The 18,791-nt window shown below is 72.3% G+C and carries 11 protein-coding genes; all 11 read right to left on the bottom strand.

The window, feature by feature from the left end; all coding sequences use genetic code 11:
- Window positions 1–110: 110 nt before the first annotated feature.
- Complete coding sequence (locus AB0A69_RS00375) at window positions 111–1,394, bottom strand: nucleotide sugar dehydrogenase (RefSeq protein ID WP_361413535.1); 1,284 nt, start codon at window positions 1,392–1,394, stop codon at window positions 111–113.
- Window positions 1,391–3,022, bottom strand: coding sequence for a glycosyltransferase family 2 protein (locus tag AB0A69_RS00370; protein WP_361413533.1), 1,632 nt, complete (start codon window positions 3,020–3,022; stop codon window positions 1,391–1,393). The genes AB0A69_RS00375 and AB0A69_RS00370 overlap by 4 nt, the downstream gene beginning before the upstream one ends.
- The gene (locus AB0A69_RS00365; RefSeq protein ID WP_361413530.1) at window positions 3,019–4,032 is read right to left on the bottom strand and encodes a Gfo/Idh/MocA family oxidoreductase; all 1,014 of its coding nucleotides are present in this window, start codon (window positions 4,030–4,032) and stop codon (window positions 3,019–3,021) included. The genes AB0A69_RS00370 and AB0A69_RS00365 overlap by 4 nt, the downstream gene beginning before the upstream one ends.
- Window positions 4,029–5,156: a DegT/DnrJ/EryC1/StrS family aminotransferase gene (locus AB0A69_RS00360; RefSeq protein WP_361413527.1), complete on the bottom strand. Its 1,128-nt coding sequence runs from the start codon at window positions 5,154–5,156 to the stop codon at window positions 4,029–4,031. The genes AB0A69_RS00365 and AB0A69_RS00360 overlap by 4 nt, the downstream gene beginning before the upstream one ends.
- A 399-nt stretch (window positions 5,157–5,555) precedes the next feature.
- Complete coding sequence (locus tag AB0A69_RS00355; protein WP_361413524.1) at window positions 5,556–9,617, bottom strand: Rne/Rng family ribonuclease; 4,062 nt, start codon at window positions 9,615–9,617, stop codon at window positions 5,556–5,558.
- A gap of 187 nt (window positions 9,618–9,804) precedes the next feature.
- Window positions 9,805–10,590, bottom strand: a complete 786-nt coding sequence (locus AB0A69_RS00350; RefSeq protein ID WP_361413521.1) for a TIGR03936 family radical SAM-associated protein — start codon at window positions 10,588–10,590, stop codon at window positions 9,805–9,807.
- Window positions 10,591–10,714: 124 nt separating this feature from the next.
- Window positions 10,715–11,770, bottom strand: coding sequence for a hypothetical protein (locus tag AB0A69_RS00345; protein ID WP_361413518.1), 1,056 nt, complete (start codon window positions 11,768–11,770; stop codon window positions 10,715–10,717).
- Window positions 11,771–11,853: 83 nt separating this feature from the next.
- Window positions 11,854–13,779 (bottom strand): TIGR03960 family B12-binding radical SAM protein, encoded by a 1,926-nt coding sequence (locus tag AB0A69_RS00340; protein ID WP_361413516.1) that lies wholly within the window; start codon window positions 13,777–13,779, stop codon window positions 11,854–11,856.
- 59 nt (window positions 13,780–13,838) lie between these two features.
- A complete protein-coding gene (locus AB0A69_RS00335; RefSeq protein WP_361413514.1) occupies window positions 13,839–15,347 on the bottom strand; it encodes a CYTH and CHAD domain-containing protein in 1,509 nt (502 codons plus the stop codon).
- A gap of 29 nt (window positions 15,348–15,376) precedes the next feature.
- Complete coding sequence (rodA, locus tag AB0A69_RS00330; RefSeq protein WP_361413512.1) at window positions 15,377–16,579, bottom strand: rod shape-determining protein RodA; 1,203 nt, start codon at window positions 16,577–16,579, stop codon at window positions 15,377–15,379.
- Between the two features lie 10 nt (window positions 16,580–16,589).
- Window positions 16,590–18,782: a penicillin-binding protein 2 gene (mrdA, locus tag AB0A69_RS00325; protein ID WP_361413509.1), complete on the bottom strand. Its 2,193-nt coding sequence runs from the start codon at window positions 18,780–18,782 to the stop codon at window positions 16,590–16,592.
- Between the last annotated feature and the right edge of the window lie 9 nt (window positions 18,783–18,791).

The following is an 18,791-nucleotide window of genomic DNA, read 5'->3' as shown; positions in this document are numbered from 1 at the left end:
GGAACCGGCCGTCATGCGTTCGCGCGCCTTCGGCGGTGGGCGCCGGAGACGCGGCGAGGCCCCGCCGCGGTACGCGACAGGGCCTCGCCGGTGGAGTACGTCGGAGAGCGTCAGCCGCCGATGACGACGCGGCGCACGCCCTTCCAGGCGGCCGGGTCGGTGGTGCGGCGGCCGTCGACCAGCACGGTGACGTCCGGCAGGTCCGCCGGGGTCAGGGTGCGGTACTCGGCGTGGTCCGCCTGGAGGATCGCGGCGGTGACCTTCTCGCCCCGGTGGGCGGTCAGGCCGTGCGCCTCGAGCTCCTCGGCGGTGTACATCGGGTCGGAGACGAACGGCACCGCGCCGCGCGCCTTGAGGGCCTCGACGGTCGGGAAGACGCCGGAGAAGGCGGTCTCCTTCACGCCACCGCGGTACGCGGCACCCAACACGAGCACGTTGACGCCGGTCAGGTCGCCGTACGCGGCGGCCAGCAGGTCGACGGCGTACTCGGGCATCGCGGCGTTGGCCTCGCGGGCCGAGCGCACGACGGTCGCCTCCGGGTCGTTCCACAGGTACATCCGCGGGTAGATCGGGATGCAGTGGCCGCCGACGGCGATGCCCGGCTGGTGGATGTGGCTGTACGGCTGCGAGTTGCAGGCCTCGATGACCTTCTTGACGTCGATGCCGTTCTGGTCGGCGAAGCGGGCGAACTGGTTCGCCAGGCCGATGTTGACGTCGCGGTACGTCGTCTCCGCCAGCTTGGCGAGCTCGGACGCCTCGGCGGTGCCCAGGTCCCACACGCCGTTGGCCTGCGGCAGGTCCGTGCGCTCGTCGAAGTCGAGGACCTGCTCGTAGAACTCCACGCCGCGCTTGGTGGAGGCCTCGTCGATGCCGCCGACGAGCTTGGGGTAGCGGCGCAGGTCGGCGAAGACGCGGCCGGTGAGGACGCGCTCCGGGGAGAAGACCAGGTGGAAGTCCTCGCCGGCCTTCAGGCCGGAGCCCTCCTCCAGCATCGGCGCCCAGCGGGTGCGGGTGGTGCCGACCGGCAGGGTGGTCTCGTACGAGACGAGGGTGCCGGGCTTGAGGCCCTTGGCGATCGCCTTCGTCGCGGAGTCCATCCAGCCGAAGTCCGGGGTGCCCTCGGCGTCCACGAACAGCGGGACGACGACCACGACGGCGTCGGACTGGGCGACGGCGGCGGTGGTGTCGGTGGTCGCGGACAGCAGCCCGGCGCCGACGGTCTCCTTGAGGAGGCGGTCCAGGTCGTGCTCGCCGGGGAAGGGCTCGGTGCCGGCGTTGACCAGCTCGACGACCTTCTCGTTGACGTCCGCGCCGATGACCTTGTGGCCCTTGGCGGCGAACTGCACGGCGAGCGGCAGGCCGATCTTGCCGAGCGCGACTACACAGATATTCATCGGGTCAGTTTCCTCTTCACACGGGACATCGTTTGGCGCAGTCGCTTGCCCACGCCGGGCGAGGGCTCCCAGAGCGGAGCCGTGGTGATCACCAGCCGCCCCTTGGGGTTGGCGTTGGCGGAGACACGGTACGGGACCCGCTCGCGCCAGCGCCGGGCCAGCGGCAGCGGCAGGCCGCGGACCGGTACCGGGATCTCGTACACGGAGCCCGCCACGTCCACGTAGACGCGGATGCCGAGCTTGGCCCGGTGGGCTTCCAGGGGGAGCCGGACGCGCAGCACCGTGCCGGTGCCGTCGGCCGTCTCCTCGCGGGTCTGCTCGCCGGGCGGGGCGGGCGGCAGGTCGGTGCCGGCGGGCAGCCGGCGGCCGCCGGGCTTGTCGGCGCTCTTGGGCATGGCCTTGGCGGCCGCCCGTACGGTGGCCGAGCCGGTCTCGCCGGTGACGGGGATCCGCACCGCGAGCCGGACGGCCATCTGCTCGGCGTCCTGCTCCCAGTCGGCGGCCAGCAGCGCCGTACCCTCCGCCAGCTGCCGGGGTACGGCTTCGGCGATGACCTCGAAGAGCCGGTCGGGCAGCCCGAGGCGGGCGTCCCGGAAGCCGGGGTAGCGGGCGAAGGCGCGCCCGTTCTCCAGTAGGAAGGGCGGGGCGCCGTGCTCGGTCTCGTCCGCGATGGCGCGCACCAGCTCGTCGACGGCGCCGCGCTGGGCGAGCCCGATGCGTACGCGCCGCTTCACGTCGAGCTTGTCGCGGATGGCGTCGGTGAAGTAGAGGTCCGCGAGCCGGGCGATGCCCGCGCACACCTGGGCTTGCGTCTCCCGGTCCAGGGTGGGGAAGTCCTCCTGGATGAGCTTGGCGAGCTCCCAGGTGAAGTGGCGCTGGAAGACGGCGTCCCGCTTCGGACCGGCCTCGATCAGCTCCGCCGCGCGCCGCATGATCTCGCTGACGCAGTGGAGCCGCGCGAGGTGGTTGGCGCGGTAGGTGATGTTGGAGGCGTCGCCGCGCTTGACCGCGTAGTAGCACGTGTAGTCGGCGACGACGGAGATCTTGGCGGCCCGGACGCACGCCTCGATGGTGAACGGCTGGTCGGAGCCGACCGGCATGTCCTCGGGGAAGCGCAGCTTGTACTTCTCCACCAGTTCGCGCCGGAACAGCTTGGTGTTGGCCAGCGTGAACGGCAGCGCCGAGTCGTACAGGCTCACGTCCGGGTCGCTCTGCTTGTAGAGCGCCTGGTGGACGTAGCGGCCGTTGGTGCCGACCATCTTGCCGACCACGATGTCCGAGCCGTGCTTGTCGGCGCAGGCGACCATCCGCTCCAGCGCTTCCTCGCCGAGGTAGTCGTCGGAGCCGATGAAGTACACGAACCGGCCGGTGGCCACCTCCAGCGCCCGGTTGCTGGGCGCGGCGGGGCCGCCGGAGTTCTCCTGATGGATCACCTTGACAGTGCCCGGGTACTTTTCCGCGAAGCGGTCCAGTTCCCGGCCGCTGTCGTCGGTCGAGCCGTCGTCGACGGCCACGACCTCGAGCCGGTCCAGGCCGATGCTCTGCCCGACGAGCGAGTTCAGACACTCGGTCAGGTACGGCATCGTGTTGTAGACGGCTACCACGACGGTGACATCGGGCGTGGTCAACTCGCTGAGTCCTCCGGGGAGAGCCGCACGGTGGCACCGCTGTTGGCGGACTCGAGGACCGCGGCGGCCACCTCCACCGTACGGAGTCCCTGGCGCAGCGTGCAGATGTCCTCCGACTCGCCGAGCACGGCGTCGCGGAAGAGCTCGTGCTCGACCAGGAGCGGCTCGCGCTTCGGGATGGCGTAGCGGATCATGTCGCCCTCGGCGACACCGCGGAACGCGCGCAGCGCCTCCCACTCGGTCGCCACGGCGGCGTTCGAGTAGAAGGTGAGGTCGGCGGTGAGGGTGTCGGCGATGAAGCAGCCGCGCTCACCGGTGACGGAGGTGAACCGCTCCTTGAGCGGGCTCAGCCAGTTCACCAGGTGGTTGACCATCGTGCCGTCGGACAGCTGGCCGACGGCGGAGACCATGTCCTCGTGCGGGCGGCCGGACTTGGACACCGTGTGGGCGGCGATGGAGGTGTACTCCTGGCCCGTCACCCAGCCGGTCAGGTCGATGTCGTGCGTCGCGAGGTCCTTGACCACGCCGACGTCCGCGATGCGGTGCGGGAAGGGGCCCTGGCGGCGGGTGACGACCTGGTAGACGTCGCCCAGCTCCCCGGCCTCCAGGCGGGTGCGCAGGGAGCGCAGCGCGGGGTTGCAGCGCTCGATGTGGCCGACGCCGGCCACCAGGCCGCGCGACTCGAACGCCTCGACGAGGCGGCGGGCGCCCTCGACGGTGTCCGCGACGGGCTTCTCGACCAGGGCGTGCACGCCGGCCTCGGCGAGCTTCAGGCCGACTTCCTCGTGCAGCGCGGTCGGGCAGGCGACGACGGCGTAGTCGATGCCCAGCGAGATCAGTTCCTCGACGGTGGACAGGACGGGCGCGCCCTGGGCCCAGCCGTTCTTGTCGCCCATCGGGTCGACGACTCCGACGAGAGTCACGCCGTCGAGCCCGGCCAGTACGCGGGCGTGGTGGCGTCCCATCGAGCCGAGGCCGATCAGGCCGGCCCGCAGTCCAGCAGCAGTCACAGGTTCTCTCCCAGCGCGTTCACGGCGGTGACGATGCGCTCCAGGTCGTTCTGGGTCAGCGAGGGGTGCACGGGCAGCGAGACGACCTCGGCCGCGGCCTTCTCCGTCTCGGGCAGGTCCCAGGTGCGGCCCGCCTTCTGGTCCGGCTCCCAGTACGGCTTCAGCCGGTGGATCGGGGTGGGGTAGTACACGGCGTTGCCGACGCCGGCCTCGGTGAGCTTCGCCATCGCGGCGTCGCGGGCGCCCTCACCGCCGGTCACGCGGATCGTGTACTGGTGGTAGATGTGGCGCGCGCCCTCGGCGACGACCGGCGTGACCACGTTCGCGGCGGTGATGTGCCCCGAGAGGTACGCGGCGTTGGCGATGCGCTGCTCGGTCCAGCCGTTGAGCTTGCCGAGCTGCACGCGGCCGATGGCGGCGTTCACGTCGGTCATGCGCATGTTGGCGCCGACGATCTCGTTCGCGTACCGCTGCTCCATGCCCTGGTTGCGCAGCAGGCGCAGGGTGCGGGCGATCTCGGCGTCCGCGGTGGAGACCATGCCGCCCTCGAGGGAGTGCATGTTCTTCGTCGGGTAGAAGCTGAAGGTGCCGCCGGTGCCGAAGGCGCCGACCGGGGTGCCGTTCAGGGCCGCGGCGTGCGCCTGGCAGGCGTCCTCGACGACCGCGAGCTTGTGCTTGTCGGCGATGGCCATGATCTTGTCCATGGCGGCCGGGTTGCCGTAGATGTGCACCGGCATGATCGCGGCGGTACGCGGGGTGATGGCGGCCTCGACGGCGGCGGGGTCCAGGTTGAAGCTGTCCCGCTCGATGTCCGCGAAGACGACGTCGGCGCCGACCAGGCGGACCGCGTTCGCCGAGGCGGCGAAGGAGAAGGACGGGACGATCACCTCGTCGCCCGGGCCGATGTTCATGGCCATCAGCAGAAGGTGCAGCGCCGAGGTGCCGGAGTTGACGGCGACGCAGTGCCGGCCCTCGACCAGCTCCGAGAACTCCTCCTCGAAGGCCGCGACCTCGGGGCCCTGCACGACGCGGCCGGTGCGCAGTACGCGTACGGCGGCTTCGATCTCTTCTTCACCGATGACCGGGCGGGCAGCGGGGATGGGCTGCTCGTTGATGCTCGGCATGGACGTCCTCCTATGAACACCGCAAGAGCTCTTTTGGCAGAGGTCTGGGGGTGAGCGGACGTCTCGCGAGGCCGCGCGTACCCCTCCGGCGCGATGCCGACGCCCTACCGAGGATTGCTGGGACCGGTCTGTCCCGGAACCGGGTCGGTCACCGCCGTAGTCTCCGGGCGGGGCCCGCCCACGGCAGCGACCGGCGTCACATTATCAGGAATTTCCTCGTCAATTTCGGGCCTGTTAACGCCTGAAGGCATCGATTGCGAAACGAAATCCGGGTCCCGCCCCGGGGAATCCGGGGCGGGACGCGGAACGTTCCGCTGGGCCTTGCGAAGTGTTCAACCGTCAGCCGGGGAGCGTTCCCCCGGCCGGCGGCCGAACAGCGGCCGGCCCGTCGGTCTGCCGTCAGTCCTCCGTGACAGCCGTCACGGAGGGGGCGGCGGCCTGCTCGGCGGCGGCCGTCTTCTTGGCCGTCGCCTTCTTGGCCGTGGTGCCCTTCGTGGCGGCCTTCTTGGCGGTCGTCTTCTTCGCCGCGGTCTTCTTGGCGGCCGCCGTCTTCTTGGTGGCCGCCTTCTTGGCCGTGGCCTTCTTGGCGGTCTTGCGCGCGGTCGCCTTCTCGGCCGGGGCCTCGGGCTCGGCCGCGGCTTCGGCTTCCGCCGTGTCCGGTGCCTGGGCCTCCGGCTCGGCCGGGGCGCTCTTCACCACGACGATCGCGGCCTCCGCCGCTCCCCCCGGGGAACCGGCGGGAGCGGTGACCTTGCGGACCACGCGGCGCCGGGCACGCGGCGCGGCAGGGGGCGCGGCGTCAGCCGCTCCAGTGGAGCCGGTGCTTGCACCGGGAGGGGCCTCCTCGGCGACCGGCTCCGGTGCGACCGGCTCAGCGACGGGCTCCGCCTGCTTCGGCAGCTCCGGCTCCGGCTCGGGCTCGGGCTGCCGCGGGGCCTCGGACTCGGCCGGGGCCGGGGCCTGGGCCTCGGCGGGCGCCGGCGCCGTCGCCTTACGCGTGGCACGGCGGCGCGTACGGCCCTTGGGCGCCGCTTCCGCCGCCTCCTGCACGGGAGCCTCCACCGGGGCGGCCGCGGCGGCGACGGCCGGAACCGCCTCCACCTCCACGGTCTCCGGAGCCACCTCGGCGAGCGCCGGCTGCGGCGCGGGCTCCTGGGCGGCGCGCGGGGCACCGGCCGGGGCCGTGGCCTTGCGCGTCACCCGGCGACGGCCACGCCCGCGGCCCGCGGCGGCCTCGGCCTCCGCGACGCTGGAGTACAGCTCCTCGTCGGGGCGGAAGGGCTCCTCGACGGCCACCGGGGCGGCGACCTCCGCGGCGAGCTCGGCCTCGGTCTCGAACTCCGGCTCGGCCTCGGCCGCCGGGGTCTCGACGGCCTCGGCGGTCTCGAGAGCTTCCGCCGCCTCGGCGGCCTCGGCCGCGCGGGCGCGCTTCTTGGCCCGCTTGCCGCCGTTGCCGCCGCCACCCACGGTGGTCGGCTGCTCCATGTGGACGATGACGCCACGGCCGTTGCAGTGGACGCAGGTCTCGGAGAAGGACTCCAGCAGGCCCTGGCCCACCCGCTTGCGGGTCATCTGGACCAGGCCCAGCGAGGTGACCTCGGCGACCTGGTGCTTCGTACGGTCCCGGCCCAGGCACTCCAGCAGGCGCCGCAGCACGAGGTCCCGGTTGGACTCCAGCACCATGTCGATGAAGTCGATGACGACGATGCCGCCCAGGTCGCGCAGGCGCAGCTGGCGCACGATCTCCTCGGCCGCCTCCAGGTTGTTCCTGGTGACGGTCTCCTCGAGGTTGCCGCCCTGACCGGTGAACTTGCCGGTGTTGACGTCGATCACGATCATGGCTTCGGTCTTGTCGATCACCAGCGAGCCGCCGGACGGCAGCCAGACCTTGCGGTCGAGCGCCTTCATCAGCTGCTCGTCGATCCGGTACGTCGCGAAGACGTCGACCTCCGACGTCCAGCGCTGCAGCCGGTCGGCGAGGTCGGGCGCCACGTGGGACACGTAGCCGTGGATGGTCTCCCAGGCCTCGTCACCGCTGATGATGACCTTGGAGAAGTCCTCGTTGAAGATGTCGCGGACGACCCGGACGGTCATGTCCGGCTCACCGTAGAGAAGGGTCGGGGCGTTGCCGCTCTTCGCCTTCTTCTGGATGTCCTCCCACTGCGCCTGGAGCCGCTCGACGTCACGGCGCAGCTCGTCCTCGCTCGCGCCCTCGGCGGCGGTGCGCACGATGACGCCCGCGTCCTCGGGGACGATCTTCTTGAGGATGGTCTTCAGCCGGGCGCGCTCGGTGTCGGGCAGCTTGCGGCTGATGCCGGTCATCGAGCCCTCGGGCACGTACACCAGGTAGCGGCCGGGCAGCGAGACCTGGCTGGTGAGGCGGGCGCCCTTGTGGCCGATCGGGTCCTTCGTCACCTGGACGAGGACGGACTGGCCGGACTTGAGCGCGGTCTCGATGCGGCGCGGCCCGTTGGCCATGCCGAGCGCCTCGAAGTTCACCTCACCGGCGTACAGGACGGCGTTGCGGCCCTTGCCGATGTCGACGAAGGCGGCCTCCATGGACGGCAGGACGTTCTGGACCTTGCCCAGGTAGACGTTGCCGACGTAGCTGGTGGCCTGCTCCTTGTTGACGTAGTGCTCGACGAGCACGTTGTCCTCGAGGACACCGATCTGGGTGCGCTCGCCGCTCTGGCGGACGACCATCACGCGCTCGACGGCCTCGCGGCGGGCGAGGAACTCGGCCTCGGTGATGATCGGCACGCGGCGGCGGCCCTGCTCGCGGCCCTCGCGGCGGCGCTGCTTCTTCGCCTCCAGGCGGGTCGAGCCCTTGATGGACTGCACCTCGTCGGACGGCTCGGCCTTCTCGCGGGCCGGGCGCGGCTCGCGGACCTTGACGACCGTACGGACGCCGTCCTCCTCGGCCACCTCGGCCTCGGCGGGCGCCTCACCGGTGCGGCGACGACGGCGACGGCGACGGCGGGAGCTGCTGGTCCCGGCGGCGGAGGGGGTGCCGCCCTCGTGCTCGTCACCCTCCTCGGCCTCGTGGTCCTCGTCCTCCGCCTCGCGCTCGGCGGCCTCGGCCTCGGTCTCCTCGCCGTCTTCGGCCTCTTCGGCCTCCTCGCGGGCCTCGTCCGCGTCGGCCATCTCGCCACGGCGGCGACGACGGCCACCACGGCGGCGGCGACGGGAGGGCCGGTCCTCGTACTCCTCGCCCTCCTCGGCGGCCGCGGCCTCCGTCTCGGGCTCCTCGGCCTCTTCGGCCTCCTCCGGCTCCGGGGCCTCGGCGACGGGCGCGACGGGCTCCGCGGGCTCACCCCGGCGGCGACGGCGACGGCGCCCACCGGTCTCCGCCGGCTCGGCGGCCTCGGCGACGGGGGCGGCCTGCGCGACCCGCGCGGCCTGCGTGGTCTCGGGGGTCTCGTCCTCGTCCTGCTCAGCGGCACGGGCGGCAGCGGCGGCGGCCGCGGTCTCCGGCGTCTGGAACATCGGCTCGGTGAAGACCGGGGCCTGGAAGACGGGCACGGCGGGCCGCGTGGCACGGCGGCGCTCCGTCTTGTGCGCCGGGTCGGTGGTGAACTGCGGCGCGGCGGCGCGGCGGCGGGTACGGCCACGGGAGGCGGCGCGCTCGGCGGCGGCGACCTCGTCCTCGTCGGCCGCGATCTGCGCGACGGTGCCGGCGGGCAGGGTCTCGCCCTCCTCGGCGGCGGCCTCCTCGGCCTCCGGCTTCGGCGGGCCGGCGGGCGCGGTGGCCTTACGGGTGGCACGACGGCGCGTACGAGCGGGCGCGGGCGCCTCAGCGGCAGCCGGGGCCTCGGCCTCGGCAGGCGTCTCGGCGACGGCCTCGACGGCCGGCTCCCCGGCGGCCTGCTCCACCTCGGCGGCCTTCGGCGGGCCGGCGGGCGCGGTGGCCTTGCGGGTGGCACGACGGCGCGTACGAGCGGGCGCGGGCGCCTCCTCGACGGCGGCCGGGGCCTCGACCTCGGGCGCACCAGCGGGCGCCGTGGCCTTACGGGTGGCACGACGGCGCGTGGGAGCGGGGGCCTCCTCAGCGGCGGCCGGGGCCTCGACCTCGGGCGCACCAGCGGGCGCCGTGGCCTTACGCGTGGCGCGACGACGGGTCGGAGCGGGGGCCTCCTCGGCGGCGGCCGGGGCTTCGACCGCAGGCGCACCGGCGGGCGCGGTCGCCTTGCGCGTGGCGCGACGACGCGCCGGAGCGGGCGCCTCGGCGGCGGCCGGGGTCTCGGCGGGCTCCTGGGGCTGCGGCGCGGCGGCGGGCGCGGCCGGCGTGTCCTGCACCACGACCTCGGCGGCCTCCGGCGCGCCGGTGGCGGCGCTCGGCGGGCCCGCCGGGCGCGACGCGGCGCGGCGCCGACGGCGCGGGGGCAGCGTGTCGCTCGGAGAGTTGTTCTCTTCGCTGTTGTGGTTACCGGCGGTCACGCCGGTGTCGTTCGGCTCGAGCATGCGGGCGGTTCTCCCGTCACGCTCCCGGGCGCCGCGTCAGGCGCGGGCGCCGCACGGGAGCTGTTATGTCTGGCTCGCCGGTTCCCTACGCGGTTTGCGCACGGCCTGGCGAAAAGTCTGTTGTGTGTCCACGCGGCCCGACCCAGGTGGCTCCCGAGTTACCAGGGCCGCGCTGCGACGACCGCTCCTACGCGGAACCTGGACCTTCGGGCGCCGCCGTCGCGGAAGCGAGTCCGGCGGCCTTGGGTGGGGCGGCCGTGACTGCCTCGCGGTCGGGCGCGAGCGGGTCGGTCACCGTGCCGGACTCCTCGTCGAAGAGCCCCTGCGCCAGCCTGGTCACCGCTGCGGGGACCGGCGGCGCCAGGTCGGCCACAGCTCGGAGACCGGACAGGACGTCGTCGGGTCGTACGGCAGGTGTCACGTGCCGAACAACCAGCCGCAGTATCGCACAGGGCCCCTCTCCGGGCCTATCGCCCGGCGCGGGAGCGGCCTGGAGGTCCGCCACGGCGCCCCGGGCGTCGAAGTCGCGCATGCCGTTCTTCGTCTTGCGCCGCACCTCGACGGTGTCGGCGGCGAGGAAGGCGGCGACGGCGCGCTCGGCGTCCTCGACCTCCACCCCGTCGAGCCGGAGCTCCCATACGGAGGCGGTCAGCCGGTCGGCGAGTCCGGACGTACGGGCCTCGACGGCGTCGATGATGTCGAGCCCGTCCGGCAGCGACTCGTCGAGCAGCTCCCGCAGCGTGTCCGGGTCGCGCGGCTCGGTGAGCGCGATCTCCAGGTACTCGGCCTCGGAGCCCGTACCCGTGGGGGCGGCGTTGGCGTACGACACCTTCGGGTGCGGGGTGAAGCCCGCCGAGTACGCCATGGGCACCTCGGCGCGGCGCAGCGCACGCTCGAACGCGCGCTGGAAGTCGCGGTGGCTGGTGAACCGGAGGCGGCCGCGCTTGGTGTAGCGCAGGCGAATGCGCTGCACTGCCGGTGCGGGCGGCGGGCCTTCGGGCTGTCGCTTGCCCAGTGGTTCTTCTCCTCGGTGCGGGGCGGGCGCGGGTGGCGCGCCGCCCACGAAATTCGGGCGGCTCCCGGGGGTCCCGCCCGGCTCACCCCCGCTTTCGCAGGGAGATCTCGGGTGCGGGCGCCGCGCCAGGAGCGGTCGTTGTACTACCCAGAGTACGCGCCGGGACGGGAGAAGGTTCCAGGGGCTGCCGCGCGGAAGCCCCGCCGACGAGCGCGCGCCACGCGTCACGACGGGCCCTGCGTACCACCTCACCTGCGGAGACGAGCGCGGCCTTCACGGCGCGCCCCGCCTCGGCGGCCGCCTTGCGGGCCGGACGCCAGACGTGGTCGCGGACCGCGTGCCCGACGGGCACGCACACGCCGCGGTAGAACCAGGCGGCCGGACGCCCCAGCAGGTTCCAGGCCAGCCACTTCAGCACGCGCCCGACCGCCCGCGACACGTACCCGGCGACGCGCCACGCGACCTCGGCCGCCGCGACGATCTCGCGGCCGACGGCGACGAGACCGCGCCCGACCGGGCGGAGCACCCAGCGGTACAGGAAGACGGCGGGCACCACGACCAGCGCCCTGACCACCGCCTTGGCGAGCCACAGCGCGCCGTGGCCCAGCGGCGTGAGGACATGGACGTACAGCGGCGTCAGCACCCACCGGTACAGCGCGGTCCACGGCCAGACGAACACGGCCCACAGGACCAGGCCCGCACCGCGCCCGAGCGGTCGCAGCACCGTGCGGAAGAGCCAGGCCAGCGGGGTGACGATCAAGGTGGTGACCGCCCACACCACCGCCCCGGCGAGGCCGCTGCCGAGCCACGCGACGCCCCGCGCCACCGGCGCGAGCACCCACCGGTACACGAAGACGGCGGGCACGACGAGGCCGTAGTGGACGAGCCCCCGCACGAGGCGGGCGACGGCCCGGCCGACGGGCGCGAGCAGGGTGTCCCACACCCAGCCCAGCGCCCTGTCGAGCGGGCGGAGCAGGACGCGTTCGAGGAGGCGGCCGCAGACGGCCAGGACGTCCCAGACCATCCGTACGGGTACGACGACGAGCAGCACCACGATCCGCACCGGGATCCTGATGACCGTCGTCAGGCAGCCCTCGCCGCCCTCGTACGCCTCGGGGCCGCGCTTCTCCATGTCCATGCCTGGGATGACGCAACGGCCCGGCCAGGGGTTTCCTCCCCCGGCCGGGCCGTTGCGCGGACGTTACGCGAGCGGTCCCGCGGCTACTTCACCACGGTGAGCGGCAGCAGCTTCTTGCCCGTCGGGCCGATCTGGATGTGGGTGTCCATCTGCGGGCAGACACCGCAGTCGAAGCACGGCGTCCAGCGGCAGTCCTCGACCTCGGTCTCGTCGAGCGAGTCCTGCCAGTCCTCCCAGAGCCAGTCCTTGTCGAGACCGGAGTCCAGGTGGTCCCAGGGCAGGACTTCCTCGTACGTGCGCTCGCGGGTGGTGTACCAGTCGACGTCGACGCCGTACTGCGGCAGCGTCTTCTCGGCGCACGCCATCCAGCGGTCGTAGCTGAAGTGCTCGCGCCAGCCGTCGAAGCGGCCGCCGTCCTCGTACACGGCGCGGATCACGGCGCCGACGCGGCGGTCGCCGCGCGAGAGCAGGCCCTCGACGATGCCCGGCTTGCCGTCGTGGTAGCGGAAGCCGATGGAGCGGCCGTACTTCTTGTCGCCGCGGATCTTGTCGCGGAGCTTCTCCAGGCGGGCGTCGGTCTCCTCGGCGCTCAGCTGCGGGGCCCACTGGAACGGCGTGTGCGGCTTGGGCACGAAGCCGCCGATGGAGACGGTGCAGCGGATGTCGTTCTGGCCGGACACCTTGCGGCCCTCGGCGATGACGTTGGCCGCCATGTCGGCGATCTGGAGCACGTCGTCGTCGGTCTCGGTGGGCAGGCCGCACATGAAGTACAGCTTCACCTGACGCCAGCCGTTGCCGTACGCGGTGGAGACCGTACGGATCAGGTCCTCCTCCGAGACCATCTTGTTGATGACCTTGCGCATGCGCTCGGAGCCGCCCTCGGGGGCGAAGGTGAGACCGGACCGACGGCCGTTCCTGGTCAGCTCGTTGGCGAGGTCGACGTTGAAGGCGTCCACGCGGGTCGAGGGCAGGGACAGGCCGATCTTGTCCTCTTCGTACCGGTCGGCGAGGCCCTTGGCGATGTCACCGATCTCGGAGTGGTCGGCGGAGGAGAGCGACAGCAGGCCGACCTCCTCGAAGCCCGTCGCCTTGAGACCCTTCTCGACCATCTCGCCGATGCCGGTGATGCTTCGCTCCCGCACGGGGCGCGTGATCATGCCGGCCTGGCAGAAGCGGCAGCCGCGGGTGCAGCCGCGGAAGATCTCGACGGACATGCGCTCGTGGACCGTCTCGGCGAGCGGAACGAGCGGCTGCTTCGGATACGGCCACTCGTCGAGGTCCATGACGGTGTGCTTGGACACGCGCCACGGCACGCCGGACTTGTTCGGTACGACGCGGCCGATGCGGCCGTCGGGGAGGTACTCGACGTCGTAGAACGCGGGGATGTAGACCGAGCCGGTCTTCGCGAGGCGGAAGAGGACCTCCTCGCGGCCGCCGGGGCGACCCTCCGCCTTCCAGGCGCGGATGATCTCGGTCATGTCGAGCACGGCCTGCTCGCCGTCACCGATGATCGCCGCGTCGATGAAGTCCGCGATCGGCTCGGGGTTGAAGGCGGCGTGGCCGCCGGCGAGCACGATCGGGTCGTCGATCGTCCGGTCCTTCGACTCCAGCGGGATGCCCGCGAGGTCGAGCGCCGTGAGCATGTTGGTGTAGCCGAGCTCGGTGGAGAAGCTGAGGCCGAAGACGTCGAACGCCTTGACCGGCCGGTGGCTGTCGACCGTGAACTGCGGCACGTTGTGCTCGCGCATCAGCGCCTCGAGGTCCGGCCACACGCTGTACGTGCGCTCGGCGAGGACGCCCTCGCGCTCGTTGAGTACCTCGTACAGGATCATGACGCCTTGGTTGGGCAGCCCGACCTCGTACGCGTCGGGGTACATGAGCGCCCAGCGGACGTCGCAGGAGTCCCATTCCTTGACGGTGGAGTTCAGCTCACCGCCGACGTACTGGATCGGCTTCTGCACATGCGGAAGCAGAGCTTCGAGCTGAGGGAAGACGGACTCGGCAGGCATCTCGCGAACCTTCGTGAGCTGGCAGGGCGACTCTCTAGCGTACCCCGGTGCCCAGACGGTCAGAGCCGCCGCAGTTTGCCCGCCGACGCCGCGGCCCACACCTCCCCCAGCTCCCGCTCCCGCTCGGCCGCGCTCGCCTGCTCCTGGCCGTACAGCAAGCCCCAGGTGAAGGCGGTCTCCCCCGCCGCGTACGCCTTGATCGCCAGGTCCCGCAGGGTGGCGCGGGCGACGACGCTGTCCTGGTGGTCGCCGAGGACCTTCTGAACGGACTTCACGCGCCGGGCGAGGCGTTTCGCCGGTTTGCCGAGGGCGGGGGCGGCGGCCTCGGCGGCGTACCGCGTGCGCTTGGCGGCCTTGCGGGCGGCGTGCAGGGCGAGGTCGCGTTCCTCGCCGGGCGGCAGCGCGAGCGCGCGGTCGACGCGGGCGGCGAGGCGCTCGTACTCCTTGAGGACCGCCCGGGGCAGCACCTTCGCCGCGGGCTTTCCGGCTGCCGGGCGCAGCGGTGGGTCGGTGAGGAGCGCGTCGAGGGCGTCGAGCAGGGCGAGGTAGCGGTCGGTGTCGAGGACGGCGAGGGTGCGGCCCCGCGCGCCGGCGCGGCCGGCGGTGGCCCAGACGCGGAGCCGGCCGCGTACCGGCCCGAGGACCAGCGTGCCGGGGAGGGCGTCGATGCGGGCGGTGAGCCGTTCGGTGAGCACCTCCTGGTCGCGGTCGACGCCGAGCTCGCCGCCGAGCCACTTGAGCTCCTCGGCGACCGGATCGGTGGCCGCCCGGTCGAGGACCTTGCGGTACGAGCGCAGCGCGCTGCGCAGGCGGCGGGTGGCGACGCGCATCTTGTGGACGGAGTCCGGCAGGTCGCGGCGTACGGCGGCGTCGGCGGCGAGCAGCGCGTCGACGTGGGCACGGAGGTAGGAGAGGACGTGGTCTCCGGCGGTGTCCCCGGTCTTCTTCCGCTTCGGCGGGGCCTGGCGGCCGGTGTCGGCGAGCGCCCGGGCGAGCTTGGAGGCGGAGGCGGCGGGCCGCAGTCCCGCCTTGCGGAGGCGTTTCTCCACGGCGTCCAGGACGGCGAGGTCGCCGCCGTCCGCGAGCTCCACCTCGACCTCGGTCCACTCGGCCCGCCCCGGGGTGCCGTCGAGCAGCTGTGCCCGGACCGTGTCCGTGGAGAGCTCCGCGAGGAGCGTGCCCTGCGCGTCCAGCAGGTGGCGTACGTCGCGGGCCGACAGCAGCCGTACGACGGGCGCGAGCTCCGCGCCCCGGGTCCGGGCGCGGACCAGCGCGGCGAGCGGCTCCGGCACTCCGTCGCCGAGCGGGGCGCGCACCTCGTCGCGCACATCCGGGGCGACGGGCAGTTTGAGGTGCCAGCCGGCGTCCTCGCCGCCGGTGCGGCGGCGCAGGGTGATCCCGGCGGCGGCGAGGCGGAGGTCGGCGGTGTCGTAGTAGACGGCGTCCAGCTCGGTGACGCCCCGGTCGGCCGTTTCCGCGATCCCGGCCGCGCCTTTCAGGCGGGGCAGCCGGATGTCGGGGCCCGTTTCGTACTTCCGCTCGATCTCACGCTTCGTATCCGCCGTCATTCGAATCGGCATACCCCGCAGAGGGCGTTCTACGCCGACATCGGCCGCTGCACCCTGATCGACTGGAGCAGTCCGATCGCCACCCACACCGCGAACATCGACGACCCTCCGTACGAGACGAACGGCAGCGGCAGTCCGGCGACGGGCATGATGCCGAGCGTCATGCCGATGTTCTCGAAGGACTGGAAGGCGAACCAGGCGATGATCCCGGCGGCGACGATCGTGCCGTACAGCTCGGTCGTCTCGCGGGCGATGCGGCAGGCGCGCCACAGGACCACGCCGAGCAGCGCGAGTATCGTGCCGGCGCCGATGAAGCCGAGTTCCTCGCCGGCGACGGTGAAGATGAAGTCGGTCTGCTGTTCGGGGACGAACTGGCCGGTGGTCTGGTGGCCGTTGAAGAGGCCCGCGCCGTACAGCCCGCCGGAGCCGATGGCGATGCGCGCCTGGTTGGTGTTGTAGCCGACGCCGGCGGGGTCGAGCTCGGGGTTGGCGAAGGCGGCGAAGCGGTTGATCTGGTACTCGTCGAGGACGCCGAGCGCGGCGACGAGGGCGGCGCCGATGGCGCCCGCGCCGATGAGGCCGAGGACCCAGCGGTTGGAGGCGCCGGAGGCGAGCAGCACGCCGAGCACGATGACGACCATGACCATCACCGAGCCGAGGTCCGGCATCAGCATGACGATGGCCATGGGCAGTACGGCGATGCCGAGGGACTTGGCGACCGTGCGGTGGTCGGGATAGAGCTGGTCGCCCGCGTCGACTTTCGCGGCGAGGAGCATCGCCATCCCGAGGATGATCGTGATCTTCACGAACTCGGAGGGCTGGAGCGAGAATCCGCCGCCGATCACGATCCACGCGTGCGCGCCGTTGATGGTGGCGCCGAGCGGGGTGAGGACGAGCAGCACCAGCACCACCGAGATGCCGTACAGCACGGGCACGGCGCCGCGCAGGGTGCGGTGGCCGAGCCAGAGGGTGCCGACCATCAGGGCGAAGCCGATGCCGGTGTTGAGGACGTGGCGCAGCAGGAAGTAGTACGGATCGCCGTGGTTGAGCTCGGTGCGGTTGCGGGTGGCGGACCACACCAGCAGCGAACCGACGAAGGAGAGCGCGAGCGCGGAGAAGAGCAGCGGCCAGTCGAGCCTGCGCACCCAGGAGTCGCGTGCGGTCAGCTTCGCCCAGGCGCCGCGCCGTTCGGGCGCGTACCGGGGGACGGAGAAGTTGTTGGTTCCGGCCATGGTGCTGGTGTCAGTCCCTCCACACGCCGGGCGGTCCGGCGAGTTGCTGCTCGTCGTCGCCGTCGCCCTGCTCGGCCGGGTCGACCTTCTGCTCCTCGGGATCGTACGGCTTGATCGGCGGCGCCTCGATCGTGCCGTCGGGCTGGATCTTCGGCAGCGTGGCCTGCGGCTTGGGCAGCAGGGCGCGCTTGAGGTCCTGGTTGCCCTCGTCGTCGAGGCCGTAGAGGGCGTCGTAGATGTTGCGCACGGCGGGGCCGGAGGCGCCGGAGCCCGTACCGCCCTGGGAGATCGTCATGACGATGGTGAACTCGTCGGTGTACGTGGCGAACCAGGACGTCGTCTGCTTGCCGTAGACCTGGGCGGTGCCGGTCTTGGCGCGCATCGGGATCTTGTCCTGGGGCCAGCCGCCGAACCGCCAGGCGGCGGTGCCGCCGGGCTCGACGACGGAGCGCAGGCCCTTGTCGAGGTCGCTGATGGTCTCGGCGTCGACGGGTAGCCGGCCGTGGGCCTTCGGCTTGATCTCCTCGATCCTCCGGCCGTCGGGGCTGATGACGGCCTTGCCGATGGTGGGGTCGTAGAGGGTGCCGCCGTTGCTGATGGCGGCGTAGGCGGTGGCCAGCTGGATGGGGGTGATGAGGACGTCGCCCTGGCCGATGGCGAAGTTGATGCTGTCGAAGGCCTTCAGCTGGTTGCCTTCGAGGCAGCTCTCGTAGGCGATCTGCTCGACGTAGCTGCCGCCCTTCTTGCCCTGCTTGCACCAGGAGTCCTTGTTGGCCGCCCAGAAGCTCTGCTTCCAGTGGCGGTCGGGGATGCGGCCCGTGACCTCGTTGGGCAGGTCGATGCCGGTCTCGGAACCGAATCCGAACTCGCGGGCGGTCCGGTAGAACCAGTCGCGGGGGTGCTTCGGCTTGAGGCCGCCGTCGCGCTGCCACTCCTTGTGGCCGAGTGCGTAGAAGACGGTGTTGCAGGAGAACTTGAGGGCGTCGCCGAGGGAGATGGGGCCGTGCCCCTTGGACTCGAAGTTGGCGAAGCTGCGGCCGCCGAGGCTGTAGGAGCTGGAGCAGTTGTAGCGGCTGTCGAAGGGGTAGCCGGCCCGGACGGCGGCGCTCGCCGACACCACCTTGAAAACGGAGCCGGCGGGGGCCTGGCCCTGGATGGCGCGGTTGAGGAGCGGATAGTTGGAGCCCTTGCCGGTGAGCTTGGCGTACTCCTTGGCGGAGATGCCGCCGACCCAGGCGTTGGGGTCGTAGTCGGGCTGGGAGGCCATCGCGATGACGCGGCCGGTCTTGGACTCCATGACGACGACGGCGCCCGCGTCGGCCGCGTACGGGCGGCCGGTGATCTTGTCGGTCTCCTTGCGGACGGTCTTCATCGCCTGCTGGAGCTCGTACTCGGCGACCGCCTGCACGCGCGCGTCGATGGAGGTGACGACGTTGGAGCCGGGGCGGCCGGGGTCGGACTCGGACTCGCCGAGGACGCGGCCGAGCTTGTCCACCTCGTAGCGGGTGACGCCGGCCTTGCCGCGCAGCGCCTTGTCGTACGTGCGTTCCAGGCCGGAGCGGCCGACCATGTCGGAGCGGAGGAACGGCGAGTCGGTGTCCTGGGCCTTCTCGATCTCCTGGTCGGTGACCGGCGACAGATAGCCGAGCACCTGCGCGGCACGGGCCCCGCCGGGCGCGGTGTAGCGGCGTACGGCGGCGGGTTCGGCGGTGATGCCGGGGAACTCCTCGGCGCGCTCGCGGATCTGGAGCGCCTGCTTGGGGGTGGCCTCGTCGGTGACGGGGATCGGCTGGTACGGGGAGCCGTTCCAGCACGGCTGCGGGGTGTCGGAGTCACAGAGGCGGACCTTGTCCATGACCTCCTTGGGCTCCATCCCCAGCACCCCCGCGAGCCGCGTGAGGACGCCCTTGCCGTCGTCCTTCATCTTCATCAGCTCGGTACGCGAGGCCGACACCACCAGCCGCGTCTCGTTGTCGGCGAGGGGGATGCCGCGGGCGTCGAGGATGGAGCCGCGGACCGCGGGCTCCACGACCTGCTGGACGTGGTTGCTGCGGGCCTCCTCGGTGTACTCGTCGCCGTTGCGGACCTGGAGGAACCAGAGGCGGCCGACGAGGGTGAGGAACATGGAGAAGACCAGGACCTGGATGGCGATGAGCCGGATCTGGACCCGGGGGGTCCGGCCCGTCTCGGGGATGTTGCCCATACGCGTGTA

The sequence above is a fragment of the Streptomyces sp. NPDC045431 genome (assembly GCF_040646655.1).
Taxonomy (GTDB): Bacteria; Actinomycetota; Actinomycetes; order Streptomycetales; family Streptomycetaceae; genus Streptomyces.
This window is presented reverse-complemented; position numbering and strand designations above follow the sequence as displayed.

Coding starts and splice junctions, on each gene's coding strand:
- AB0A69_RS00375 (WP_361413535.1), bottom strand. CDS start 1,394: ATGAATATCTGTGTAGTCGCGCTCGGCAAGATCGGCCTGCCGCTCGCC.
- AB0A69_RS00360 (WP_361413527.1), bottom strand. CDS start 5,156: ATGCCGAGCATCAACGAGCAGCCCATCCCCGCTGCCCGCCCGGTCATC.
- AB0A69_RS00355 (WP_361413524.1), bottom strand. CDS start 9,617: ATGCTCGAGCCGAACGACACCGGCGTGACCGCCGGTAACCACAACAGC.
- AB0A69_RS00345 (WP_361413518.1), bottom strand. CDS start 11,770: ATGGACATGGAGAAGCGCGGCCCCGAGGCGTACGAGGGCGGCGAGGGC.
- AB0A69_RS00340 (WP_361413516.1), bottom strand. CDS start 13,779: ATGCCTGCCGAGTCCGTCTTCCCTCAGCTCGAAGCTCTGCTTCCGCAT.
- AB0A69_RS00335 (WP_361413514.1), bottom strand. CDS start 15,347: ATGACGGCGGATACGAAGCGTGAGATCGAGCGGAAGTACGAAACGGGC.
- rodA (WP_361413512.1), bottom strand. CDS start 16,579: ATGGCCGGAACCAACAACTTCTCCGTCCCCCGGTACGCGCCCGAACGG.
- mrdA (WP_361413509.1), bottom strand. CDS start 18,782: ATGGGCAACATCCCCGAGACGGGCCGGACCCCCCGGGTCCAGATCCGG.